This is a genomic window from Pusillimonas sp. DMV24BSW_D (assembly GCF_011388195.1).
Lineage (GTDB): Bacteria > Pseudomonadota > Gammaproteobacteria > Burkholderiales > Burkholderiaceae_B > Neopusillimonas > Neopusillimonas aestuarii.
Genome location: NZ_CP049990.1, coordinates 2536810 through 2562039, shown reverse-complemented (window position 1 = coordinate 2562039; position 25230 = coordinate 2536810). Strand labels below are relative to the sequence as shown.

The following is a 25230-nucleotide window of genomic DNA, read 5'->3' as shown; positions in this document are numbered from 1 at the left end:
TTTTTTATACTTGGGCCGCTATGCAAATCGCCGATCAACTTAGTCAATTGAATGCTCTTTCACCGCTTGATGGCCGCTATGCGGCTAAGGCGAATGCGTTGCGGGGCTTATTATCCGAGGCGGGCTTCATGGCCCATAGGGTTGAAGTGGAAATTGCGTGGTTAACTGGTTTGTCTGACGCCGGTTTACCTGAGCTACCTGCATTTTCCGATTCGGCACGAGAGCGCCTGGCTGCTATGGTGGCTACATTTTCCGAAAGCGATGCGGCACGCATTAAGGACATTGAGCTCGTGACGAACCATGACGTAAAAGCGGTTGAGTATTGGCTTAAGGAAAAAGTGGCCGACGATGAAGAGTTGTCTCGTGCCGCCGAGTTCATTCACTTTGCCTGCACGTCGGAAGATATCAATAATACCTCGCACGCCTTGATGCTGACGCGTGCGCGCGACCAGGTCATGGTGCCGCATTTGACGGCTGTATTGGACAAGTTGAAAGCACTGGCTCACATTTACGCCGATCAACCCTTGTTGTCGCGTACTCATGGGCAACCGGCCAGCCCAACCACAGTGGGTAAAGAGTTTGCTAATGTTGCTGCGCGCCTGGAGCAAGCGCTGGTCAATATCGAGCGGGTACAACCTCTTGCCAAAATGAATGGCGCAACAGGTAATTACAACGCTCATATAAGCGCTTATCCTGAAATTGACTGGTGTGCATTTAGCGCTCGTGTATTGGGCGATCTGGGTTTACGGCAGAATCCATTTTCAATTCAAATTGAGCCGCACGACTGGATGGCGGAATTGTTCGATGCACTTGCACGCGCCAACACGATTGTGCTTGATTTGAATCGTGATGTATGGGGTTATATTGCCCTGGGTTATTTCAAGCAAAAGCTTAAAGAGGGCGAGGTGGGCTCATCGACCATGCCTCATAAAGTTAATCCAATTGATTTCGAAAACTCCGAAGGTAATATCGGGCTGGCAAACGCTACCTTACGTCATTTGTCTGAGAAGCTTCCGGTGTCGCGCTGGCAGCGAGACCTTACCGACTCAACGGTGTTGCGTAATTTGGGCGTGGCTTTTGGCTATTGCATCATTGCCTGGGAGGCATGCTTGCGGGGTTTGAATAAATTGGAGCTAAATGCTGCAGCGATCGATGCCGATATTGATGCGTGTTGGGAGGTTTTGGCTGAGCCGGTACAAACCGTCATGCGGCGTTATGGCCTGCCTCAGCCTTACGAACAATTGAAAGCGCTGACGCGGGGTAAGGGTATTACTCAAGAAGCATTAACGGAATTTATTAAGGCGCTCGACCTGCCCGAGGAGGCCCGCCGGCGCCTGTTGGCACTCACTCCCAGGAACTATATCGGACTGGCGGCCGAACTGGCGCGCAAGATTTAGTTCACTGTGGGCGGCGTTTGCATTTGTGCTTGCGCCGCCAAAATGCGCTCTTCAAGTTGCGGTGACGTGTGCAGTGCCAGAATCGGCGCCTCATCAGCGTCGGTTTCTTCGAGTTGCAAAGTAATATGCTGTCCTTCGAAGGCATCGGGGTTGGCCTGAATTTGCTGATATTGCTTCAACAGGCGATCTACCGCTTTTTGCGCTTCGTAAAGTTGGACTTCAGGGGCTGATTGGGCATGCAGATGAAACTGCTGCTCAATGGTTTTGGCCAGGTCCCAGCTAAAAAACAGCAATGCTTTCTGGCCAAAACATTCAGGATGCAAAAAGCCCCAAGATTCGTTTGGTGTCGGATTCAAAATAAAACCATTCTCTTTGTATGTACGTAGGCTTATTGTAAAACCTCGATGCCCTTCGTGTCTTTTAACCGGTAACCGACAAATAGATAACTGCGAGTAAGAGCAATGCGAAGTAAACCGCAACGCCGGTTGCAAGACTTTGCCCGACGATGTGCAGTTTTTCTTTGAACGACAGACGCGAATGGCGATTACTGCGGAGCAGCCACCAAGCGGTGGCGGCCATGGTAAAGATGCTAAAGAGAACAATACCGACTTTCATGCCCCCATTCTAGCGGCATTTCCAAGCTTGGGGGGTGGAAATCGGGAAATGCCGCTGGAAGGGATAGGGTTTCATGGTGTTAGTAAATTGGAATACGGTTGACAGAGCCGGCCAATTCGGCCAAAGCTGAGTTAACCGTGTCTGTGTGCGACTTATTATTGGCGCTGCTAAACAGGCGTTGTTCAAGCAACGAGCAACATGCCAGACGGTCGGAGTCGGGTATGCCGGAAAGGGATTCATGAAAGGCTGCCGAATAATCGTCAACCAGCCCGGTTAAATCTGCAAAAGTGAGTTGATCGGATTCGTAATGATGCGCAATTTTCAGTGCGCGCCCCCAGAACTCTTCAACCAGTTTTTTCATGATGCGTCTCCTGAGCATGCGAATCAGAAAAGCAGTTGGCAAAGACGAAGCCGAAATATTTTCTGATTCAGTTGGCGAGACCGTGTTGCGCTGGCTTTTGCTTGGTTATAGGTAGCTCTTCAAAAGCGCAAAGGTAACACGCATGAAAGTGTTTTTTAAGAATAATAATGCTGCGATGAAACTGGTGCGCCCATGGGTTTTATTTTTGGGCGCAGTCAAGCGTACCAAAGTGTTGGCGCCCCGTGTGTTGCTAAATGAAACAAAATTTATTGTGATTTGTTTGTCACTATCTTCCCGACGATGGAAGCCAATCGCTCTGTTGCTCCAATAGTTTTATTTTTCAAGTAACCAATTGATTTAAAAATAAAATAATTGATTTTGGGGAAAATTTAAACGCTTTTGGACGGCGTGTCGAATTCATCTATTCGTAAATCTCAGACTGGTGCTGAAGGCTGACCGGGCCGACGATGTGTTCTTGCGAGTCAGTGCGTGGTGCGCGGGCTTCGAAGGGAGAACAAGCATGGTCAGTTTCGGCATTTTTTTCCGGTACAGCGTTTTTCTATTGTTGATGATCACAACCGGTTGCGCCCAGGTGTCGCAATGGGCAAGGGCATTTGACACACCCGCCTCCGTAGGCCAATTCAATTTCGAGTGGGTCATCAAAGGAGATAAACGGGTTACGCCCCTACAGGCTTTTGATGATGGTCGCCAAACCTGGTTGCAGTTCCCGTCTGGTACGCCGGTCCCCGCGGTATTTGCAAGACGAGGCGAGGAGGACACTTTACTCACTTACCGTCAATCCGGGCCGTACGTGATATTGCCAGGTGTGTGGTCACATCTTGTGATTCACGGTGGTCATGTTCAAGGCCATGTGTATCGGCAGGCCGAGGTGGCAGGAGATACGGGTGTAGAGAACTCTCTCATGGCCGAGCAGGCGGCGACTTCCGTGGTGCCAGATGTGCCGGCCATCCCGGTCGAAGTGATCGCCGCGACCGAGCCGCTTAAGCCTGTCATCCCGGTTGAAAGGGGCGACACCAAGCCCGTAAATACTTTCAAGGTAGGTCCGGCCGACGGCACCATGCGTGAGGCTCTAGCGCAGTGGGCACGATTTGCGCAATGGGACTTCGGGCCTGAGCACTGGGCGGTTGATGTCGACATCCCCATAGTGGGAAGCGCGCAATTCGATACCTCGTTTGAAGAAGCCGTGCGTAGTTTGGTTGCTTCGAGCGAATTGGGGGACAGACCTTTACAGCCATGCTTCTATTCTAATCGTGTGTTGCGCATAGTGCCGTTTGCGCAACCGTGTGATCGTGCCCGAAAGACGATGAGTGCATCATGAGTCGTCTGAAACTTTTTCGTCTTGTTGCCATATCGACTGCCTTTCCTTTATCGGCGTTCATCCTGACAGGGTGTGCACTAGGTGATGCGATTCAAAAAGTCGCTTTGTCAGCTGTCGAAACCGACAGCAAAGTAACGGCAAGCCATAACGCATTTGCGCAAATGGTCAGTAGTCCGCAGTTGCGTGAGCAAGCTCAACATGTCGATCGTCCCTGGCTTGCAGGGCGCTCTTTACCTTTGGCGCGTGAAGTGACGTTACCCGCAGCGTTGCGCAGCCATGTCCGAACAACCTTATTGTTTTCCGACGGACCGATTGGGCTGACAAGGGTCGCACGGCGTATTACCCGGGCTACTGGCATTCCCGTTTATGTCCACCCAGAGGCTTTGCTGTCAAATGATTTGTTTACGCAGCGCTTGTCAGGGGCGGACAGCGCACAGACACGCGTTGGCCTGAATCGGCAAACGGTCAGTTTGTCAGGCGAATCAGAACCACTGGCACGTATTCTTGATCGTGTCGCTGCAGCGCTTGGCGTTTACTGGCGCTATGAGCACGAACGGATTGAATTCTATCGAACTGAGACACGCGTCTTTAATGTTCGCGCGCTCACACTTGCCGTCCAGGCACAAGCAGCGCTGGGTGCAGGGCGAAAATCCGGAGACAGTGGCTTTGCCAGTAGTTCGCGTACGGAGCTCCAGAGCGATGCAGTTAGCGTAATGGAGGTCGTTGAGGCACGTATTCAGCCATTTTTAACTCAGGCAGGTGTGGCAGTTGCGCACGAAGGGGGAAGTGCCTTGGTTGTGGTTACGGATACGCCTCAAGTCCTTCAGCAGGTCGCCGGTTATCTTGAAAAAGAAAATAGGGCTCTTACGCGTCGCGTGAGGCTTATTTTTGAAGAAATTACGTTAATGACCAACGATTCGGTAGAGGCCGGTGTTGACTGGAACATTGTTTTTTCCAGTGCCCGTGTAGCGGCTGCCGCTGCTGCGCCGGGTGCTATCGCGGCTGACATGGCTCAGTTGGGACTGGGCATACGTAAAGGCCCGTTTAGTGGCAGTGAGGCGATCGTAAGCGCTTTGGGAAAAGTGGGGAAAGTCATCCGGCGCAGCAGTGTGCCGGTTTTAACCCTTAACAGACGTCCGGTGACTCATGCTGTGCGTACTACCTTCTCGTATATAGACAGGGTTGAAAGTTCCGTATCAGGCAACTATCTTGATGCAACGCTGCCGACTGTTTCTATCAGTCAAAAAGAAGAGACGGTGGGCTCATTGTTGACGCTCGTGCCCGATGCGCAAGAGGACGGCCAGATTTTGTTGTCTTTGGCGTACGACAACACCGTCGCCCAGCCGCTTAAATCTGTCACCTTTGGTGACTCAAGTAACCCGTTGCAACTGCAGCAAGTCACAATCGATGGCAATGGAACAGTTCAACAACTGGCGTTGCGTCCGGGGCAACCAGTTTTGGTCTCAGGTTTTGATCGCACTCAGGAGAGCGCCGACTTGCGTCGTCTTAATCCGGGTATGCCTTTGGTATTGGGCGGCAACGACAAGGCATCACGGCAACGTCTTAAAACGGTCATTGTGATTACCGCACAGGTAGAAGAAGGGTTCTAGGTGAGACGATGAAAGAATCTCTTCTTAAGTCTGTTGCGGGGAAAACCTTGGCATTTGGGCTGGAATGGTTGCCGCTGATTGAATCGTTGGGCAGACGGGAAGCTCGGCGCAGGGCGGGTCGTTATCGGGCCAGTCATTTTGTCTTGGCGTCCGATAAGACGGCGGCGGTTGGGTTGGCCAATATTTCCCGACGCAAAGCCTCGGGCATGAATAGAGAAGTGGTTTTCTCCGCCGCACAGAATGTGGCTACTTTGTATCAGAGCGGTACGTGGGTTGTGTGTTTGAACTTGGCACCGGATTGTTGGTGGCTTGTGGCGGTTCACGAAGGTGTTGTTGTGATACGCACCGATATTCTTGCATCTGACCCCGAGTCATTCGATGCAGTTGTGGTGGAGTTGCGTCGCGCTTATCCCCGGATGGCCTATTTGCAATCGGGCCGCGATAAAGACGCGCCGAGTCTAGGGCTCTTGGCTCAACATGCAGGGCAGGCCAGCATGCTGCAAGCGCGCCGTCGAACATGGGTTGGAGTGTCCGTCTGGATCTCGGTCACGATTGTCGCCTTAGTCGTGGGACTCGTGATTTTTGCAAGTTTCAGCGCGACCGAATCGGCTGCGGACTCAGAAATATTGGCGGCAACGACGCAAAGCCATGAGCGTCGGTGGCGTGCGGCTCAGGAAGCGGCCTTGGATCGGGTTTTTGTGCATGGAGTTCAAGGAACACAACGGTTGCTGGAGGCACTTTATGGGGTGGCCGTGACGCCTTCGGGGTGGCGGTTAAAACAAGTTGAGTGCCTGCCTGCGCGGCAACTTTGGCATTGTGTCGCGCAGTTTCTTCGCCGCCATCCTGCAACGGATGTTCAGGCGCTCGAGTCTGCTTTGCCGGCTTCCTGGACGTTGGAGCCGCGTGATCTGGATCGGGTTTCGGCTATTTGGTCTGTTCCTTACCTTGAACTGACACTCGCTCAGATGCATATCGCAACTGCGGCAGAAAGTCGTAAAACCTGGTTGGGCATTCTGCAACGCTCAAGCATTGCTTTTGACCGCATCATATGGGGAGAAGCCAAGCCGTTTGCGATAGCAGCACCCATAGATCCTCAGGGAAACGTTTTGCCGCGACCTGACGGATTAACGACCTACCAGTCTCGCTCCCTTCAACTTTCGGGGCCACTGCGTTCGTATGTTTTGTTATTAGCCGATTTGAATGCAATCCGTTGGTCACGCGCACGTCTTTCCCTTAAAGACAAGATTGTTCCGGGCGCACGCGCCAGTCAGTTGCATTTGTTACTTGAGGGGGAGTTTCATGAACGTGTTGAATGACTTGTTTTCCGCGTGCTTTCTGAAGCGATGCGTATCGATTGTGTTGGCCTTGTGGCTTTTATTGAGTGTTTGTGCAAATGCGCAGACGATTGACTTGGGTGAAACCGTTGGGGTTGCGGAGAAAACCGATAACAACGCGTTGACTGAGGAATTGGTATCTGTGCGTGCGTTGATGAGAATGGAAATGGCCTTGGCGCTGGCTCATGCGCGCCAACAGTCGGCCCGTTTGGAGCAGACAAGAAAAATGCCCGGTGGTAGGGAGTCTCGTCTGGAATTACCTCATTCAAAAGTGCGTATGACAGCGCTTTACGGTACTGGCAGCAAACTGGTGGCTGAAGTACAGGCAGGTACACGCACCTTAACTTACATCAATGGAAAAGCATTGCCCGTGGGGGTGACGTCTGGCGAAACTGTTTATCGTCTTGTAGGGATGAAGGGCCGTTGTCTAACGTTGATGCGCAAGGGAAAGTCGCAACGCGTGTGTATGGATACCGATTCAGGGGATACGCCATGAGTCTGTTCATGCGAGGCAAGCGCAAGTATGCGGTTCTACCGGGCTTTGAGGTATCGGAGCCTGTCTGTTTCGAGCGGTTTGATGTGAGCCGTGCGATTGAATTATCTAATTTTGATGCATTAAGGGCCTTGTCGCCGGCGCTCGTGCGAACGCTGGTTAAAGACTTGGACATTGATGCTTTAGCTAATCGGATCTGCCCCGTTCAACGTGCCGATAATAAAGTGGTTTTGCTGGCACTGGCTGCCGACGTGGCCGGCGACCAGGCGGATGAGCTGGCCCGGCGGTTAAGTGCGAGCGGTTACGAACTGGCCGAGCCGCAACGTTATGTCGTCTCGGCAACTATGTTAATGGCAATTGCACGTGGGCAAGCGCTGGGAGCGGTTGCCGTGCTCAATAATGCTGTTGACGGTGCATATCGGACGACGACGCTGGCCGCCGCCTTTCAGGACATGGTCGAATGGGGTGTGGTTAATCAGGCCAGTGATGTGCACATCAATATCTTTCTGGATGCTCCCGAGTCGGAGGTGCGCTTCACGATTGCCGGTCGTTACGTGATGCCCGAACGTTTCTGCGGGATATCAACTGCTAACTTGATGGATATGGTTGCAGTTGCCTGGATGGACATTCGGGCAGGAAATGGAGCGGTGTTCGATCCACTGGCAGAACAACAGGGGGCCATGAGTCGAGTAGTTGGAGGGAGGCGGGTGTTATTACGCTGGGCCTCCATGGCTGCCGAGCGCGGACCCAGCGTGTGTTTACGTTTATTGTTGCGCGATCAGATTGCGCCTCAGAATGATTTGTTGAAACTGGGGTATTTGCCGGATCAGGTCAATCAAATAGAGCGGGTGGCTACCTCCGAAGGCGGCGCGATTCTATTCGCAGGGAGTGTAGGGTCGGGCAAGTCAACTACGCTGGCCACTTTGATGGCGGCTATTCCCGCACATCGCAAAGTGATGACACTGGAGGATCCCGTTGAGTATTTAATACCTCGTGCGGTTCAAAGCGCAATTGCGCGCGATGTCGACACACTTTCTGGTAGTCGTTTTGCCACAAAACTAATGGCATTGAAACGATCAGCCATGACGGATGTATTGTTGGGCGAAATTCGTGACTTGGAAACAGGCAGGGCTTTCGTTGACCTGGCGAGTTCCGGCGTAAGTGTCTATAGCACCACTCACGCAGCCTCTGCTTTGCTTGCGGGAGAGCGGTTGGCATCGGCTTCTGTTGGTGTGCCGCGAGACTTCCTGGCCACCCCGGGTGTCTTGAAAATGCTCGTTTATCAGGTGCTGTTGCCGACACTCTGTCGGGAGTGTGCATTACCCGCCACGAAAATAAAAACACCCCCCGTTGCAATGTTGGATCTGATTCAGCATTTGTTTGAAGGAAGTATTAGTGCGTTGAAGTTCCGCAACCCCAATGGTTGTTCCAACTGCATTAATCGCCATTTACCTGAGTTATCGGGTTATTCAGGGCGTACCGTCGCCGCACATTGTTTGGAGCCTGCACTGACTCATGGGTACTACCAGGCATTGAGGTCGGCGAACTATGGCACTTTGCAAATATCCCAGGAAGATGGCGCGTTTGCCATCGCTATGCAAAAAGTATTTCAGGGTTTGGTAGATCCTCGTGACATCGAAACGCGTTTTCATGCATTTGAAACAGAGCGCCGATTACGACAGATGCGCAGGTGTAATACATGAGGTTTGCACATAACAACATGTTGAAATTCATGACGTGGCGTTTTCATCATCAGCGTGCCGATTACTACGAGTACTTGTCGTGCTTGTTAACGGGGTCGCAAGGCCGCGTGACGCTAAAAGAAATTTTTGAACGAGACGCGGATCGTTATGGTTTGAGAACGGCTCGTGGATGTTTGTCTGCTCATTGGGCACAACGTTACCCGCTTACAGGTGGAGACGTATCGGAAACGTGGGAAGGATACTTTCCAGCAGCGGAATGTGTGGTACTGCGTGCTGCGCAACGTTCCGGGAACCGCCCGCTCATTAACAGTTTGAGTGATCTGGCACACGCATGCCGATTAATTGAATCGATACGCCGCATGATGTGGGCGGGGGTGTTGCCTGCGTTGATTGCCGTATTAGTGCTGCTTGGCATGACTCTTGCTATGCCGCTATTTACGGTACCGAGGTTGCAGCAGGTTTTCAGTAGCTTGCCCCATGAATACTACGGGGCGACTGCAAATGCCTTGTTCAGATTCGCGGAATACGTCGAGCAGTTTTGGTGGTTTGTGCCCGTTTTCCTGTGCATTTTCGTGTGGCTCGTTGTTTGGTCACTGTCCAACCTGGTCGGGTCTTTTAGGGTGATCTTGGACGCCAGTTTGTTGTGGCGATTGTATCGCCTGGTGCAAACCATGCGTTTTTTGGCTGTATTGGTCGTTTTGCTTGAGGCAGATGGGAAAGGTTCGGTGCAGTTGCGCACGGCCATTGAGGCCTTGCGAGCCGGCTCAACGCGGTGGATGGAGGAACATTTGTGCCGGATGCTGGCCCGGATTGATGCGGGGGTCGTGGGTGCCCGATCGCTCGATACAGGGCTGCTCGATCGAGAACTGCTTTGGTATCTGGAAGACATGACCATGGCGCGTAGTCTAGCGCAAGCGTTGATTTTGACGCGGCAAAGGCTTGAACAGCAAATGCTGGGAACGGTTCGTCTTCAGATCGCAGGTTTGCGCTGGTTGGTGCTTTTGGCGTGCGCAATAGGGTTGTTGGCGCTGGGTCTTTGGCATTACGCCGCAATCGATGACTTGCGTCGGGCGCTGATGGTTTATTACTCGGCCCATTGAGTTTCTTTCGTAGTGCCTAATCAATTGGCGGTTTTATTCTTACAGGAGTGATTTTATGTCGAATGCAATGACTTTTTCTCTGTTCTGCTCGAGATCATCAGCGAAGGCAGGTGGTTTAACGCCGTCGGGACTGCGTTTTCAACGTGGTTTTTCTCTGGTGGAAGTTGCGGTTGTCACCGCTATTGTTCTGTTGCTGGCTATTATCGGTATTCCGGCCATCGGCAATTATTTAGTTGAGAATAAAGTTCCCAAGGTCGGAGAGGAACTGGCGCGTTTCGTTTTACATACCCGGGTGAATGCGTCATCAGGAAGTGCCGAACCATATAACGCGATTACCACAGCCAGCTTTGCCAGAATGGTGGGAGATTCTGGGCTGTTTTCTGTTTCCGGCTCGGACGCGACTACGGTTGTCGCTCACGGCCTGGGGACAGATGGGGTCGTCAGTGTGCAGGCTGAAGATATGGGGGCGGCATTTTCAATTTCTTTGTCGAATGTCAGTCACGTGGCTTGTCCGTCGATTGCGTCGATTATGCAGAGGGTGTCCGAGACGATGACAGTTGCGGGAGTGACGATTAAAGATGCGTCTACACCGTATAGCGCTATTGAAACTGAGTCGGAGTGCGAACATGGCGATGTTAATGATTTTGTGTTCATCGCAGGTTAGGTCCAATGCTCAGGCATTGCGGCGTGAAACTGATCATCGCGGGTTTGCGCTGCTGGAACTGATAGTTGCCGCCTTGATCTCAACACTGTTGGCCGTATGGGCTGCTGACATGTGGGTTAACCGCATAAACGATTCGGTCGCACAGTCGTCGGCAAGCTGGATGCGAACTGCCAAAACAGCGGCAACGCATTATTTGGCTAGGCATGGTTCGACGATTCGTATGGCTGAAAGTGCGACTGCATTGAATGCGGAGGGTTACGAAAATTGGGCTCGGCCCACGATTTCTGAGCTTATTAACCAGGCATTGTTGCCCCAGGGATTTCCTGCGCGATTCGCATCTGGTCCGGCGCTGGCGTTGCATATTCTTCGTTCCGGCGCCTGCCCTGGGCAAGACTGTGATTTACAGGCGCTAATTTATACAGATGGGGCATTGATGCCTGAAATCGGTTCCGCTGATTATGCCGCCATGCAAGCTCAATGGTTACTTGCCGCGCGAGGCGAAGGGGGGGCCGTGTTTGCCGCTACACCAAACCGGATTGCGGGTGCAAGTTTTGAGTTTTTGAATCCCCCGGAAATGGGCATGACGGCGTTGCCGGCTGGCGCGGTGGCTATGGCCGTGACGGTTGAACAAACCCAGGCCATGGATTTTCTGAAGGTGAAGGATGAACGGGATCCCCAGTTTCAGGCAGCACTTTCGGTTCAAGGTACGGTTACGACTGAGCAATCCTTGCGAGCGGCCGATACATTATGGTTGGGGTATCGGGCTTTTGCGCAGGCGCCTTGTTCAGAGGACGGTTTGGTGGCCCGGGAAAATTTTGGTGGATTGCTTGTGTGTCGCGGAATGCGCTGGGTGTCGGCCGGCGGGGTGGGCGGAGGCGGTTTCTCGGTGAATAGCTCGACCGGTTGCACCATGGATACCATGAACCCGGTAACCGGCGCCTGCACTTGTCCCACTAGTTATACCGCAGTGCGTATTGCAGACAGCGGCATTGATGCAGGCGCGGGTCGAACCCGGGGTTATATGTGTGTTGGTTAAGTTTCAGCCGGCAAGTGGTTTTAGATTATTTGCTTCAGAGGAGATCACGGGGTCCAGTTGGCAATGAATTCGCGCTCTTCGTCGGTCATTTTCGTCATATTGGCCAAAGGCATGTAGCCACTAGCAGTGACCTGTTTGATGAGTGCGGGATTGGCCATTACCTGCTGTTCTGTTTCCAGGGCAAGACCGGCAGGTGCCGACGCGAACCCCGCTTGTGTGGGCTGCGCTGCATGGCATTGCACGCAGCGGGCTTCCACGATTTCCATTACCCGAGCCATTTCGCCATTTGCTATGGGTACATTGCCGGCCGTACCCTGGGTGACTAGGTCTGCGGCTTGTGAGTTCGTGGTGGCTTGATTACCGCTCGTAGACTGCTTGCTCGCCGGTGCGGCCAGGAATGCAATCAAAATAAGCAACGCTACGCCGACTATTGGATATGCAATTTTGTTTTGGCCCAGATGCCGCAACACAAAATACTGGCGAATCGTCGCACCTGAAAAAATGAACAGGCTCATGATGATCCAGGCGTATGGGCTGGTGTAGGTGAATGAATAATGGTTGCTTAGCATCAGGAACACAACAGGCAGCGTGAAATAGGTGTTGTGAACCGAGCGCTGTTTGCCCCGCTTGCCGTCCAGGGGGTTCGGCGCTTCGCCTTTTTTCATGGCGTTAACCATGCGACGTTGACCGGGGATAATCCAGAAGAACACGTTAGCCGACATGGCGGTGGCCATGACCGCACCCGTCATGAGAAAAGCTGCGCGCCCCTGAAAAACATGTACGCTAAGGTAAGCAACAATAACCATCATGACGGCGACGCCAATACTTAATATGCCGTCGCGCTCCATGTTGGGGCTGATGCGCCGGCAAAGCTGGTCGTAAACGACCCATCCGGCGATCAGGAAGAGAATGGCGATAACGTTAACTTGCCACCCTGATAGTTCTCGCACCCATTCCCATGGGCTGGATGGGTTGGCTAAATAAAAAGCCGGGTTCGACATATACATGATGACGAAAAGGGCAAAACCCGACAGCCAGGTGGTATAAGCCTTCCAAAACGACCAATGCAGGTCTTTCGGCAACTCGGCTGGTGCGGTCATGTACTTTTGGTTGTGATAAAAGCCGCCGCCATGCACAGCCCACATTTCACCCAGCACACCGCGCTTTTTTACCGCATCGTCGGTGGGCGTTTTCAGGCTATTGTCGAGCATGACGAAGTAGATTGACTCACCAATCCAGGCTATGGCGGCAATAACATGCAACCAACGCAACAGCAAGTTTCCGAATTCGACCAGGTAGGCTTCCATGATTTTATTTTCCGAGGTTGGGGACGGGTGAGGCGTGCATTAACTACCGCGATAAGTGGAGTATGTCCAAGGAGTGACCACCAAGGGGACGTGATAGTTTTCTTTAGGGTTCGCGACGCCGAACCGGATAACAACTTGATCGACAAACCGAGGATTGGGCATCACCACGCCTCTGGCTGCGAAGTAATCGCCCGCGTGAAAAACGAGTTCGTACACCCCCGCCTGAATTTCATCGGGACCGAGTAACGGGGTTTCGCAACGACCGTCGGCGTTGGTCGTGTCTGTTTTCAGGAGTTTCCGGGTTTCGCCGGCGGCGTACAGCTCAATTTTGACGCCTTTGGCCGGGCCTCCATGCATGGTATCGAGTACGTGGGTGGATAGTTTTCCCATGAATCCTCCAAATTGTTAACAATTTATGTTGACGATTTTGTTTTAAGAGCCAATAATTGTCAAGACGTGATTTTGTGAAATGCAACGACCGGGGCGAATAAGGGCATGCTTTATTTAGACCAACACGATGATCTGCAAGGGGAAAGTACCGCCCCGCGTGCGTCTTCGCTGCTTGAAAGGCGCGGCCAAAAAATAGGGCGGGTCTCTGAGGTGGACCGCGTTTACGCAGAAATTTTCGATGCCGTCATGGATCGGCGCTTGCTTCCTGGCGCAAAACTGACCGAATCGGCGTTGTGCGATATTTTCAGTTGCTCGCGTGCAACCGTGCGCGCGGCGCTGGCACAGTTGGGGCACGACAAAATTGTCGTGTTGTTGCCGAACAGGGGCGCATATGTATGGCAACCAGATCCAGCGGAAACACGAGAGGTTTTCGAGGCACGCAGAACGCTGGAGTGTGTTTTGATCGACAAGTTGCTGCAAATGTCTGATTTGTCCGCGCGTCTGGAACCTTTGCGGGAAATGGTGCGCCAGGAAAAGGAGGCGTTTGAAACAGGTGATCGAATTAGCTGGTTGCGGTTGTCGAACGCGTTTCACGTAAAGATGGCACGTCTGGTGGGAAACCATGTTCTTACTGAGTTCATGCACGCGCTGTGTTGCCGGACCACACTGATTATTGCGTTTCACGACACCCCCAGTTCAAGCACGTGCTCGTATATGGAGCACGACCAGATTCTAGATTTATTACTGGCCGGCAACCGCGAAGGGGCAATAGCGGCCATGTGTCACCACCTGGAAGATTGCGAGCATAGGGTTGAGGAAACCCAAACTCGCAAGCCCGATCCCTGGTCGGTATTTACCGTAAAACGTTAAGGAGCTTGCATGCCCGTTGAGTATCCCCGTGACCTGATCGGTTATGGTCGCAATGTGCCACATGCACAATGGCCTGGCAAGGCCAAAATTGCGGTTCAGTTTGTGCTGAATTACGAAGAAGGCGGTGAAAACTGTGTGTTGCACGGCGATCCGGCTTCCGAACAATTTCTGTCGGAAATTGTCGGGGCGGCGGCGTATCCCGATCGCCATATGTCAATGGAGTCCATATACGAATATGGTTCGCGTGCCGGCGTATGGCGTATTTTGCGTGAGTTCGAAAAACGTAAATTGCCTTTAACGGTTTTCGGCGTCGGCATGGCCCTTGAGCGTCACCCTGAAGTAGCGCAGGCGTTTGTTGAGCTGGGCCACGAGATTGCCTGCCATGGCTATCGCTGGATTCATTATCAGTCTATGCCTGAGTCAATCGAGCGCGAGCACATGCAGCGCTGTGTAGAGGTCATTACCGCCTTATTGGGCGAACACCCGTTAGGCTGGTATACCGGGCGCGATAGCCCCAATACCCGCCGTCTGGTCGTGGAAGAGGGGCAATTTCTTTACGACTCTGATTACTATGGGGACGACCTGCCATTCTGGACACAAGTTGAACGGCAAGACGGGACGCTTAAGCCTCATTTGGTGGTGCCTTACACGCTTGATACCAACGATATGCGTTTTGCAACACCGCAGGGCTTCAACACCAGTGAGCATTTCTTCAGTTACTTGAAAGACGCTTTTGACGTGTTGTATGCAGAAGGGGAAGAAGCGCCCAAAATGTTGTCGGTGGGTTTGCATTGCCGCCTAATCGGGCGTCCCGGGCGTTTTGTGGCTTTACAACGTTTTCTCGACTATATCCAGCGTCATGATCGTGTTTGGGTATGTCGCCGTGCCGATATTGCGCGTCACTGGGTTGAGCATCATCCATTTCAAGAGGTTTGAATGACCAAAAAAGTTTCACTTTCTGAGTTAAATCAATTGCCGGAAGCTGATTTCGTCAAGCTTTTGGGGGGTATTTTCGAACACTCACCGTGGGTGGCTGAAGGTGCCGTTAGCGCTCGGCCCTATAAAAGCGTAGCGGAATTACATGCCGCTATGGTGAAGCAAATTGAAGGGGCCGGTGAACAAGCTCAACTCAAATTGATTCGTGCTCACCCGGAGCTGGCCGGTAAGGCCGCAGTACGGGGCGAACTCACTGAGGAGTCCACGTCGGAACAGGCCGGTGCCGGCCTTGATCAGTGCTCGCCACAGGAATATGCCCGCCTCACCGAGTTAAATGAAGCCTATAACAAAAAGTTTGGCTTTCCTTTTATTTTGGCTGTGAAAGGTTATGACCGTGCCGGCATTATTCAGCAATTTGAACGACGTTTGCAGCTTTCGGTTGAAGATGAAAAGCGTGAAAGCTTGCAGCAAATCTACAAAATTGGTGGTTTCCGTCTGAACGACCTGGTAACTACTGCTTAAGCCCAATAGGCTTGTTTGACGAGTGATTGCCGTCCGGCGGGCAAAAAATGCCGGAGAACAGTTGTTTTAATCAATCCGTTAATCGGTTTTCTAATTTTTGTTTTGTCAGGAGTGTAGTCATGGCAGCGCCTCATATGCCCGTTGGTACGGTCATTAACGCCCCAAGCGTTGAGTTTCCGGAGTTTGTGAATCGTTATGCGAATCTGGCGCTCGATGACTTCGGTGCCGAAGTAATTGAATGCTCCGATCAATGGTTTGGTGAAGCCAATCGCATGCTGCAGTCGGCCGAACCCGTTTTTATTGTGGGTAAGTTCGACGACCACGGTAAATGGATGGACGGCTGGGAAACGCGCCGCCGCCGTGACGGTGGGCATGATTATGCCGTTATCAAACTGGGTGTTTCGGGTGTCATTAAAGGTATTGATATCGACACCAGTCATTTCACCGGTAATTATCCACCGGCGGCTTCCGTGCTGGCCTGCTATTGTGAAGATACCCCCGACGAGTCGACTGTCTGGACGGAAATTGTGCCTTCCACCACTCTGTCGCCCAGTACTCACCACTTCATCGAGTTTAATGACGATCGTCGCTGGACTCACTGTCGTTTGAATATCTACCCCGATGGTGGGGTGGCCCGTTTCCGTGTGTATGGCCAGCCGGCAACCGACTGGACATCGAAAGACCCCGATGCATTGTATGAGGTATCGGCACTGGCCAATGGCGGCCGCATTGTGGGCTTTAACGACGCCCACTTCGGCGTGCCGTTCCGCTTGGTGATGCCCGGCCGCGGGGTGAACATGGGAGACGGCTGGGAAACCCGCCGCCGCCGCGAACCCGGTTACGACTGGGTGGTGGTCGAGCTGGGCCATCCTGTTATCGTTGAAAAGATCGAAGTCGACACCGCACACTTCAAAGGGAACTACCCCGATCGTGTTTCCATTCAGGCCGCTAATGTCACGTACGGTACTGATCAATCGACGATCACACAGGCCATGTTCTGGCCGGTGTTGCTGCGCGAACAAAAAATGGGGCCCGACAAGCAGCATTTTTTCGAGCGTGACCAACTGGAAGAACTTGGCGCAGTGACGCATGTCAAATTGAATATGCACCCCGACGGCGGGGTTAGCCGCTTGCGCATTTGGGGTCGCCTGGCCAAGAAAGGGGGTTAATGTGCCACAGGTATTAAAGTTAAAACCGTTAACCAAAGAGGCGTTCGCGCCTTTTGGCGATGTCATTTCAACACGCGAGGGTGACGCTTTCCCCATTAACAGCGGCACCACTCAGCGTTATCATCATCTAGGGAAGATCCAGGTGAAAGGAGACGACGGTGAGCCCGGAATCAGCATGACGGTGGGACAGGCATTTGCGTTTCCCATTGAAGTGGCCATGCTCGAGCGCCATCCGTTGGGCAGCCAGGCCTGGATTCCCACCTCCGGCAACGCTTTTATTGCCGTGGTGGCCCCCGGTGGTGCGAACGATCGCCCGGATGAAACCGGTTTACAAGCTTTTTATGTAAATGGCGATCAGGGGGTGAATTATCACGCCGGGGTGTGGCATCACCCTTTGCTCAATTTGGGGCCAGGCGGCAATTTTATTGTGGTTGATCGAATTGGTTCTGCACCCAATTGCGATGAATGTAATTTGAACCAGGTTTATACATTAGACGGCACGTTTGCAGAGCCGGCACCCGTCTGATCCAATAATAAGAATGAAGCCGCCGTGCGGGCTTCACGTTTGCACGGCGGGGTCGGTTTAAAAGCCGATCCTCACCGGAGATGAAAGAATGACGCAAAGACACACAGTAAGTTTTTATTTGAATGGGCAGTTGCATACCGTGGTGCCTGAATCCCCCACCCAAACCGTGCTGCAGTACTTACGCAACCAGGCGGGGCTGGTGGGTACGAAAGAAGGCTGTGCCGAGGGGGATTGCGGGGCATGTACCGTAACCGAAGCCTCGCTGGAAGACGGTCAGGTTGCATTTCGCGCCATTAATGCCTGCATTCGCTTCTTGCCCACCCTAGACGGCAAAGCACTGTGGACAGTAGAGGGCTTGGCGGCGCACGGCGAGCCATTGCATCCGGTGCAGCAAGCCATGCTGGATTACCATGGCTCGCAATGCGGCTTCTGCACGCCCGGTTTTATCATGTCGATGTACACCATGTACCGCAAAGGCCAGGTGCGGCCAAGCCGCGAAGAAGTGCTGGATAATTTGTCGGGCAATTTATGTCGTTGCACCGGGTATCGGCCCATTATCGATGCCACCATGAATATGGGGCAGTATCCGGAAGCCGATCAGGCGCTTGAAACGCTTAAGCAACAGCTTCAGGAACTGCACGATCAAACCCAAGAGCCACTGCTTATTGAAACACCCGATAAAACCTATTGGGCACCCACAACCAGCAACCAATTGGCGCAATTGTTCAATGAACACCCCGATGCGACCTTGCTGGCCGGCGGCACCGACCTGGGCTTAATGGTTACCAAGCAGCTAAAGCATTTTTCCAAGGTCATTTATTTAGGTAATGTGGCTGATGCGGCCTATATCAAAGAAGAGGATAACCATCTGGTTATTGGCGCTGCGGTGCTATTGAACGAAGGTTACGAGGCACTGGCCAAGCAGTACCCCGAAGCCACCGAGTTATGGAAACGGTTTGCTTCCATGCCCATTCGTAATTCGGGCACATTGGTGGGTAATGTTGCCAATGGTTCGCCTATTGGTGATACTGCCCCGTTGTTAATTGCCCTGCAAACCCGGGTGGTCTTGCGCAAGGGTGATCGCCGTCGCGAGCTGGCACTTGAGGATTTGTATCTGGATTACCGCAAGCAAGACCGCGAGCCGGGCGAATACCTGGAAGCCATTAAGGTGCCTCTGCGTAACCCGGCCATCAAGGTGGCAACCTACAAACTTTCAAAACGAATTGACCAGGACATCTCGGCGGTATGCAGTGCCTATGCCATTCAGCTGGATGGCGACACAGTAGCTTCGATACGTATCGCACACGGAGGCATGGCGGCCACATCGCGTCGTGCGTACGAAGCGGAAAAAGCTCTGGTTGGCCAACCCTGGAATGAGCAAACCGTTGCTGCAGCTATGGCTGCGCTGGGGCAAGATTACCAGCCCTTAACTGACATGCGGGCCACCAGCGATTATCGCCTGCAAACCGCACGCAATCTTATATACCGGTTCTATCTTGAAAGCTCGGGAGAAACCGCCACGCGCATCAGCACGGAGGTCGTATGATGAAAAGTAAATATCGAACAGTCGGCACAGTCGCTCCTCACGAGAGTGCTCACTTGCACGTAAGCGGTCGTGCTCAGTACACCGACGACATCCCCGAGTGGCAGGGTACGCTATATGGCGCGTTTGGCCTGTCTGAACGTGCTCATGCCCGCATCACGAAACTCGATTTGTCGAAAGTGCGCTCGGCGCCGGGCGTGGTGGCGGTGATTACAGCTGAAGATGTTCCCGGTGATAAATATATCGGCGCGGCTAAAGCGGATGAGCCGGTATTGGCCGACGGCGTGGTCGAGTACTACGGGCAACCCATGTTCGCCGTGGCAGCCACTTCCTACGACTTGGCACGTCGAGCGGTGAAGTTGGCCGAAGTTGAGTATGAAGATTTGCATCCTGTGCTTGATGTGCAGGAAGGCGCAGAGAAAGAGTCTTACGTTTTACCTCCGGTACGCATCGCTCAGGGCGATATGGAAGGCAAGCTGAATGCCGGCCCACATCGCCATCAAGGTAGTTTTTATTGTGGTGGGCAAGAGCAGTTTTATCTGGAAGGGCAGGTATCGTACGCGGTGCCCGGTGAAGACGGTGAGATGCAGTTGTTCGCGTCGACGCAGCACCCCACTGAAATGCAGCTGATGATTTCCCATGTGTTGCACCAGCCTTCGCACACCATTAAAGTGCAGTGCCGCCGCATGGGGGGGGGGTTCGGTGGCAAGGAAACCCAATCGTGGCAGTTCGCCGTGAACGCAGCCATGCTGGCCCAAAAAACAGGCCGCCCGGTAAAAATTCGCGCCGACCGTGACGACGACTTCATGATTACCGGTAAACGGCACGACTTCCGCGTTGAGTACGACGTTGCCTATACCGACGACGGCCAAATTACGGCTGTGAAATTCGTCCAGCAACTGCGTTGCGGTTATTCAGCCGATTTATCCGGTGCGGTGGCTGACCGCCAGGTTTTTCATTCCGACAACGCTTACTATCTGGATACGTTCGACATTTTGTCTTTGCGGGTAAAAACCAATTCGCAATCGAATACCGCGTTTCGTGGTTTTGGCGGCCCGCAGGGCATTATGGCTATCGAGTATGTAATTGAAGATATCGCTGCCAAGCTGGGTAGGGATCCGCTCGATGTGCGCAAGCTTAATTTTTATGGCCGCACCGATCGCAATATCACCCCATATCAAATGAAGGTGGAAGACAATGTCATCCATGAATTGGTCGACCAGTTGGAAAAAACCTCGCAATACCGCGAGCGTCGCAAAGAGGTCGATGCCTTCAACGCAAACAACCGGGTGCTGAAGAAAGGCTTGTCGCTGGTACCCGTGAAATTTGGTATTTCCTTCACGCTGACGCAGTTAAACCAGGCCGGTGCCTTGGTGCATGTGTATACCGACGGTTCGGTGTTGGTGAACCATGGTGGTACCGAAATGGGTCAAGGTCTGAATACCAAGGTCGCGCAGGTCGTGGCCGAGGAGCTGGGGGTTGACCTGAAGCATGTTCGTTCATCGGCAACCGATACATCGAAAGTGCCCAATACTTCGGCAACCGCCGCTTCAACGGGTACTGACCTGAACGGTAAAGCGGCGCAGGTGGCTGTGCGCAAAATCAAGGCTGCGCTGGCTGATTTCGCGGCTGATCATTATGGTTGTGATGCTGCTGAAGTGGCTTTTGTCGACAACCATGTAGAGTGTGGCGACAAGGCTCGCGTGCCATTTGCCAAGTTCGTGCAGACGGCTCACGCCAATCGTATTCCGTTGTGGTCTTCGGGTTTTTATCGTACCCCGAAAATTCATTATGATACGGAAACCTTAACCGGCCGCCCGTTCTATTATTTTGTGTATGCGGCTGCCTGCGCCGAGGTCATTATCGACACTCTTACCGGCGAAAACCGGTTGGTACGTGCTGATATTTTGTACGACGCAGGGCGCCCCATTAACCCTGCTGTCGATTTGGGTCAGGTAGAAGGGGGCTTTATTCAAGGTATGGGCTGGTTGACAGCAGAGGAACTTTGGTGGAACGACAAAGGCCGCTTAATGACACATGCGCCGTCTACCTACAAAATCCCGTCGGTGTCCGATTGTCCGGCACAATTCAATGTGGCGTTCTTCGAAAACAACAATCGCGAAGACAGTATTTACCAATCCAAAGCCATGGGGGAGCCGCCACTGCCCCTGGCTTTGTCGGTCTTCTTTGCTATTCGTGATGCGGTTCATGCGGCCGGCGACCGCAAGGCAGTGCCGCTTATGGATGCCCCAGCCACGGCCGAATGCGTACTTAAAGCACTGGAATCGGTGGGCGGATGCCCGGCCTCGCAATTGGGGCAAGCCGTCGAGGTTGCCGCCGATCATGGCTAACCCGGCTTGGCAGCCCGAAGCGGTTGAGGGGTTGCGGGCGGGCAAGCCGACAGTGCTGGTAACAGTATTGCGTTCGGCGGGCTCCGCCCCACGGGGTGGCGGAGCCAAAATTTGGGTAAACGAGACACAAACGTGGGGCACGATCGGTGGGGGGCATCTGGAATATCAGGCCATCGCACTGGCCCGGGAAACATTGGCCGGTACGGCAGCGCCGCAACGTAAAGTGCAGCGTTATGCGCTAGGGCCCAGCCTGGGGCAGTGTTGTGGCGGTGTTGTGTGGCTGGCATTCGAACGTCTGGATGCAGCCGATCTGGCCTGGTGCAATGAAGTAGAGGCTGCGCTTGATCAGCGGCGCTCGGTTATCCGACGGGTGCCGTTTAATGACGCAGATCCAGTGCAAATTCACTTATCGGAACAAGCCGCTGCCGGGTTTAACGTTGACGAAGCGCGTTGGGACGACGATCAAGGCGTTCTGGAAGACCGTATCATGGCGGCGTCCCTAACGGTTGTCGTTTGCGGTGCCGGTCATGTCGGGCGCGCCATTATCAATGTGCTGGGTACGTTGCCGGTGAACGTTATCTGGCTCGACCCGCGCGACGACTTATGGCCCGAACAGGTTCCTGCCAATGTGCAATGCCTGCAGGGAGACGCAGAAGACGTGCGGGATTTGCCAAACGATGCATGTTGGCTGGTGTTAACCCACAACCATGCGCTCGATCTTGAAATTGTGCAGGAGATCATGGCGCGCAAATCGTTTCGCTTTTTGGGGCTCATTGGTTCGGCCACCAAGAAGGCCCGTTTCGTATCGCGCTTGCGTCGGCAGTTTCCCGAAGCGATGGTGGCGCGTATGCAGTGCCCCATCGGGCTGGTGAAAACCTCCAGTAAACTGCCGGAAGTGATTGCTGTTTCCGCTGTTGCGCAGTTGCTCTCGCTCGACTAAGTCTATAATCTTGCGCTGGTTGCATTCACTCTTGCCAAACAATTACGCTGCACAGCAAATGAAGACATCTGAAATACGTCAAAAATTCCTGTCATTCTTTGAATCGAAAGGCCATCAGGTGGTGCCGTCGTCGCCGTTAATTCCGGCCAACGACCCCACATTGCTCTTTACCAACGCAGGTATGGTGCAATTCAAAGATGTCTTTACCGGCAAGGAAACCCGCGGCTATACGCGTGCGGTCAGTTCACAGCGCTGCGTGCGTGCCGGCGGCAAGCATAACGACCTGGAAAACGTAGGCTACACTGCGCGCCACCATACGTTTTTTGAAATGCTGGGTAATTTCAGCTTCGGCGATTATTTCAAACGCGACGCCATTATGTATGCCTGGGAGCTATTGACCCAGGTTTACGGGCTGCCTTCCGATAAGCTGTGGGTGACGGTCTACGAAGAAGACGATGAAGCCTACGACATTTGGGCCAACGAAGTGAATGTGCCCAAAGATCGTATTGTGCGCATTGGGGATAATAAAGGCGCTCGGTACGCTTCCGACAACTTTTGGCAAATGGCCGACACCGGCCCATGCGGCCCCTGTTCCGAGATTTTTTACGATCACGGTCCGGATGTGTGGGGTGGTCCACCCGGATCGCCGGATGAAGACGGTGACCGTTACATTGAAATCTGGAATCTGGTGTTCATGCAGTTCGAGCGCGACGCGCAAGGCAATATGAACCCGTTGCCCAGCCCGTGTGTTGACACCGGCATGGGGCTGGAGCGCATCGCTGCGGTTTTGCAGCATGTGCATTCGAACTACGAAATTGACCTATTTCAGGCGCTTATTAAAGCCGCCGCGCGTGAAACCAATACGGCCGATCTGGGTAACAACTCGCTGAAAGTGATTGCTGATCACATTCGTGCCTGCAGCTTTTTGGTAATAGACGGCGTGATACCCAGCAATGAGGGCCGGGGTTACGTGCTGCGCCGCATTGTACGGCGTGCCCTGCGGCATGGGCATAAGTTGGGTCAGTCGGGCTTGTTTTTTCACAAATTGGTCGCCGATCTTGTACAGCAAATGGGCGATGCATACCCTGAGTTGGCTGCCCAGCAAGCCCGGGTGGAGCAAGTATTGCGTCAAGAGGAAAGCCGTTTCAGCGAGACGCTTGAAAACGGCATGAAAATTCTGGAAGGCGCGCTGTCTGGCCTTAAAGATGGAGAAGTGCTCGACGGCCAAACACTGTTCACGCTTTACGACACTTACGGTTTTCCGGTAGACCTTACCGCCGACATCTGCCGCGAGCGGGAAGTGGGCGTCGATTTAAGCGGCTTCGAACAAGCAATGGAACGCCAGCGCGAACAAGCGCGTGCCGCCGGCAAATTCAAAGCCGTGGAAGGGTTGAGCTACGAAGGGGTCGATACCCGCTTTGATGGCTACGAAAACCTGCAAGCGCAGGGCAAAATTACAGCCTTGTACCTTAACGGTACAGCGGTGAATGAAATTGAGGCTGATCAAGATGCCATCGCGGTGCTCGACATTACCCCTTTCTATGCCGAATCAGGTGGTCAGGTGGGTGATGCCGGACTACTGGAAACCGATAATGCGTTGTTTGAAGTGCACGACACACAGAAAGTGCAACCGCAAGTGTTCGGCCATCATGGACGACTCAAGCAGGGGCGGCTCGCGGTGGGTGATTCGGTTCGTGCAACAGTAGATGCCGTGCGCCGTGCTCGCACCATGCGCAACCATTCTGCCACGCATTTGCTGCACAAAGCCTTGCGCGATGTATTGGGTGAACACGTACAGCAACGTGGCTCTTTGGTCGATCATGAAAAAACCCGTTTCGATTTTGCGCATGATGCCCCGGTAAGTGCAAAGGAAATTGCCGAAATTGAGCAGATTGTGAATGCTCAGGTGCTTGAAAATAAAGCGGTTGCGGCACAACTTATGTCTTACGATGATGCCGTGCAGGGCGGAGCGGTTGCCTTGTTTGGTGAAAAGTACGGCGATGAGGTTCGCGTTCTTGATATTGGTTTTTCACGTGAGCTCTGTGGTGGTACTCATGTGTCGCGCACTGGTGATATCGGTTTGTTCAAAGTGGTGTCGGAAGGTGGTGTGGCGGCAGGTGTGCGCCGTATCGAGGCCATTACAGGCGATAACGCGGTGAACTGGGTTCAGCAAACCCAGGCGACATTGCAAAATGCGGCCGGCCAATTGAAAACGCAACCTGCGGAGCTGGGTCAGCGCATTTCCATGCTGCAAGGGCAGCTTAAAGCGGCCGAAGCGGAAGTGCAGCGTCTGCAGCAAAAGCTGGCCTCATCAGCGGGTAACGATTTACTATCGCAAGCGATCGAGCTAAACGGTGGTGGCCGTTTGTTGGTGGGGCAGTTGGCCGGGGTGGAGGCCAAGGCTTTACGCGGCATGGTCGACGATATGAAACAACGCCTTAAGTCGGGCATTGTGGTATTGGCTACGGTAGATGGCGACAAAATAAGCCTAGTGGCCGGTGTAACAAATGATTTAACCGGCAAGGTTAAAGCCGGAGATCTGGTTGGGCTGGTAGCCGGCCAGGTAGGCGGCAAGGGCGGTGGCCGTCCCGACATGGCCATGGGCGGCGGCACCGAGGTTCAGGCGTTGCCTAAAGCGTTGGAAAGTGTAGAGGCGTGGGTGCGGGAACGGGTGGCATGAGCGGTTCGGAACAATCTTTACCGGAATTTCAATTGGAAGTGGACGCAACTGGGTTAAAATGCCCGTTGCCCATTTTGCGCGCCAAGAAGGCCCTGGCGCAACTGGAAAGTGGTCAGGTTTTGAAAGTGATTACCACCGACCCCAACGCGGTGCGCGACTTTCAGGCCTTTGCCCGTCAAACCGGAAATGCGCTTGTGGCACAAGTCTCCGGGGCCGATAGTGCTCTGCATTTCATGGCGCGGCGTTAAATAACTATTTTTGGTGGTTTTGGCTTTTTCTGTTTGCTATAAGCAAAGAAAAAATGCTAGAATCTTTTGTTTTCCACAACATTTTCAAAGGATTAC

General features: G+C 53.2%; 24 protein-coding genes. 19 read left to right on the top strand and 5 right to left on the bottom strand.

From position 1 onward, the window contains the following. The first annotated feature begins 20 nt into the window (after positions 1-20). A complete protein-coding gene (gene purB, locus G9Q38_RS12395; protein WP_166131462.1) occupies positions 21-1397 on the top strand; it encodes an adenylosuccinate lyase in 1377 nt (458 codons plus the stop codon). On the opposite strand, the gene G9Q38_RS12390 is transcribed toward purB, so the two are convergent. The 3 genes from G9Q38_RS12390 to G9Q38_RS12380 form a co-directional block, all read right to left on the bottom strand. Beyond that, positions 1394-1753 carry a hypothetical protein gene (locus tag G9Q38_RS12390; protein ID WP_114420913.1) on the bottom strand — a complete coding sequence of 120 codons (360 nt, stop codon included), beginning with the start codon at positions 1751-1753 and terminating at the stop codon, positions 1394-1396. The genes purB and G9Q38_RS12390 overlap by 4 nt on opposite strands. Before the next feature lie 64 nt (positions 1754-1817). Next, on the bottom strand, positions 1818-2012 hold the full coding sequence (locus G9Q38_RS12385; RefSeq protein ID WP_166131459.1) for a hypothetical protein: 195 nt from the start codon (positions 2010-2012) through the stop codon (positions 1818-1820). 79 nt (positions 2013-2091) lie between these two features. Then, on the bottom strand, positions 2092-2373 hold the full coding sequence (locus tag G9Q38_RS12380) for a hypothetical protein (RefSeq protein ID WP_114420911.1): 282 nt from the start codon (positions 2371-2373) through the stop codon (positions 2092-2094). 520 nt (positions 2374-2893) lie between these two features. On the opposite strand from G9Q38_RS12380, the gene G9Q38_RS12375 reads away from it, so the two are divergent. The 8 genes from G9Q38_RS12375 (at position 2894) to G9Q38_RS12340 (ending at position 11652) form a co-directional block, all read left to right on the top strand. Continuing rightward, entirely contained in the window at positions 2894-3712 is an 819-nt protein-coding gene (locus G9Q38_RS12375; RefSeq protein WP_166131456.1) for a TrbG/VirB9 family P-type conjugative transfer protein, read from the top strand. Beyond that, complete coding sequence (locus tag G9Q38_RS12370; RefSeq protein ID WP_228276129.1) at positions 3709-5322, top strand: hypothetical protein; 1614 nt, start codon at positions 3709-3711, stop codon at positions 5320-5322. The genes G9Q38_RS12375 and G9Q38_RS12370 overlap by 4 nt, the downstream gene beginning before the upstream one ends. Before the next feature lie 8 nt (positions 5323-5330). Next, a complete protein-coding gene (gene pilO2 / locus G9Q38_RS12365; protein ID WP_166131454.1) occupies positions 5331-6638 on the top strand; it encodes a type 4b pilus protein PilO2 in 1308 nt (435 codons plus the stop codon). Further along, the gene (locus tag G9Q38_RS12360; RefSeq protein WP_166131451.1) at positions 6622-7152 is read left to right on the top strand and encodes a hypothetical protein; all 531 of its coding nucleotides are present in this window, start codon (positions 6622-6624) and stop codon (positions 7150-7152) included. Before pilO2 ends, G9Q38_RS12360 begins: the two co-directional genes overlap by 17 nt. Then, complete coding sequence (locus G9Q38_RS12355; protein ID WP_166131448.1) at positions 7149-8852, top strand: ATPase, T2SS/T4P/T4SS family; 1704 nt, start codon at positions 7149-7151, stop codon at positions 8850-8852. Before G9Q38_RS12360 ends, G9Q38_RS12355 begins: the two co-directional genes overlap by 4 nt. Further along, positions 8849-9952: a type II secretion system F family protein gene (locus G9Q38_RS12350; RefSeq protein WP_166131445.1), complete on the top strand. Its 1104-nt coding sequence runs from the start codon at positions 8849-8851 to the stop codon at positions 9950-9952. Before G9Q38_RS12355 ends, G9Q38_RS12350 begins: the two co-directional genes overlap by 4 nt. A gap of 67 nt (positions 9953-10019) precedes the next feature. Next, positions 10020-10616 (top strand): type 4 pilus major pilin, encoded by a 597-nt coding sequence (locus tag G9Q38_RS12345; RefSeq protein WP_166132402.1) that lies wholly within the window; start codon positions 10020-10022, stop codon positions 10614-10616. After that, positions 10579-11652 carry a type II secretion system protein gene (locus G9Q38_RS12340; RefSeq protein ID WP_166131441.1) on the top strand — a complete coding sequence of 358 codons (1074 nt, stop codon included), beginning with the start codon at positions 10579-10581 and terminating at the stop codon, positions 11650-11652. Before G9Q38_RS12345 ends, G9Q38_RS12340 begins: the two co-directional genes overlap by 38 nt. A 44-nt stretch (positions 11653-11696) precedes the next feature. Here G9Q38_RS12340 and G9Q38_RS12335 read toward each other — a convergent pair whose 3' ends face one another. Both G9Q38_RS12335 and uraH read right to left on the bottom strand, forming a co-directional pair. Next, a complete protein-coding gene (locus G9Q38_RS12335) occupies positions 11697-12959 on the bottom strand; it encodes a urate hydroxylase PuuD (RefSeq protein WP_166131438.1) in 1263 nt (420 codons plus the stop codon). 39 nt (positions 12960-12998) lie between these two features. Beyond that, the gene (gene uraH / locus G9Q38_RS12330) at positions 12999-13349 is read right to left on the bottom strand and encodes a hydroxyisourate hydrolase (RefSeq protein ID WP_166131435.1); all 351 of its coding nucleotides are present in this window, start codon (positions 13347-13349) and stop codon (positions 12999-13001) included. Between the two features lie 105 nt (positions 13350-13454). On the opposite strand from uraH, the gene G9Q38_RS12325 reads away from it, so the two are divergent. The 10 genes from G9Q38_RS12325 to G9Q38_RS12280 all read left to right on the top strand — a co-directional run bounded on the left by G9Q38_RS12325 (position 13455) and on the right by G9Q38_RS12280 (position 25134). After that, a complete protein-coding gene (locus tag G9Q38_RS12325; RefSeq protein WP_166131432.1) occupies positions 13455-14219 on the top strand; it encodes a GntR family transcriptional regulator in 765 nt (254 codons plus the stop codon). Between the two features lie 9 nt (positions 14220-14228). Beyond that, entirely contained in the window at positions 14229-15155 is a 927-nt protein-coding gene (gene puuE, locus G9Q38_RS12320; protein WP_166131429.1) for an allantoinase PuuE, read from the top strand. After that, positions 15156-15677 (top strand): 2-oxo-4-hydroxy-4-carboxy-5-ureidoimidazoline decarboxylase, encoded by a 522-nt coding sequence (gene uraD, locus G9Q38_RS12315; protein ID WP_166131426.1) that lies wholly within the window; start codon positions 15156-15158, stop codon positions 15675-15677. A 119-nt stretch (positions 15678-15796) separates the two neighbouring features. Further along, on the top strand, positions 15797-16846 hold the full coding sequence (alc, locus tag G9Q38_RS12310; RefSeq protein ID WP_166131423.1) for an allantoicase: 1050 nt from the start codon (positions 15797-15799) through the stop codon (positions 16844-16846). 1 nt (position 16847) lies between these two features. Beyond that, positions 16848-17372: an ureidoglycolate lyase gene (locus G9Q38_RS12305; RefSeq protein WP_166131420.1), complete on the top strand. Its 525-nt coding sequence runs from the start codon at positions 16848-16850 to the stop codon at positions 17370-17372. Positions 17373-17460: 88 nt separating this feature from the next. Further along, positions 17461-18918: a xanthine dehydrogenase small subunit gene (gene xdhA, locus G9Q38_RS12300; protein ID WP_166131417.1), complete on the top strand. Its 1458-nt coding sequence runs from the start codon at positions 17461-17463 to the stop codon at positions 18916-18918. After that, positions 18918-21266: a xanthine dehydrogenase molybdopterin binding subunit gene (gene xdhB, locus G9Q38_RS12295; RefSeq protein ID WP_166132401.1), complete on the top strand. Its 2349-nt coding sequence runs from the start codon at positions 18918-18920 to the stop codon at positions 21264-21266. The genes xdhA and xdhB overlap by 1 nt, the downstream gene beginning before the upstream one ends. Then, positions 21259-22206 (top strand): xanthine dehydrogenase accessory protein XdhC, encoded by a 948-nt coding sequence (xdhC, locus tag G9Q38_RS12290; protein ID WP_166131414.1) that lies wholly within the window; start codon positions 21259-21261, stop codon positions 22204-22206. Before xdhB ends, xdhC begins: the two co-directional genes overlap by 8 nt. Positions 22207-22264: 58 nt before the next feature. Then, on the top strand, positions 22265-24886 hold the full coding sequence (gene alaS / locus G9Q38_RS12285) for an alanine--tRNA ligase (protein WP_166131411.1): 2622 nt from the start codon (positions 22265-22267) through the stop codon (positions 24884-24886). Further along, positions 24883-25134: a sulfurtransferase TusA family protein gene (locus G9Q38_RS12280; protein ID WP_166131408.1), complete on the top strand. Its 252-nt coding sequence runs from the start codon at positions 24883-24885 to the stop codon at positions 25132-25134. The genes alaS and G9Q38_RS12280 overlap by 4 nt, the downstream gene beginning before the upstream one ends. The last annotated feature ends 96 nt before the right edge of the window (positions 25135-25230 follow it).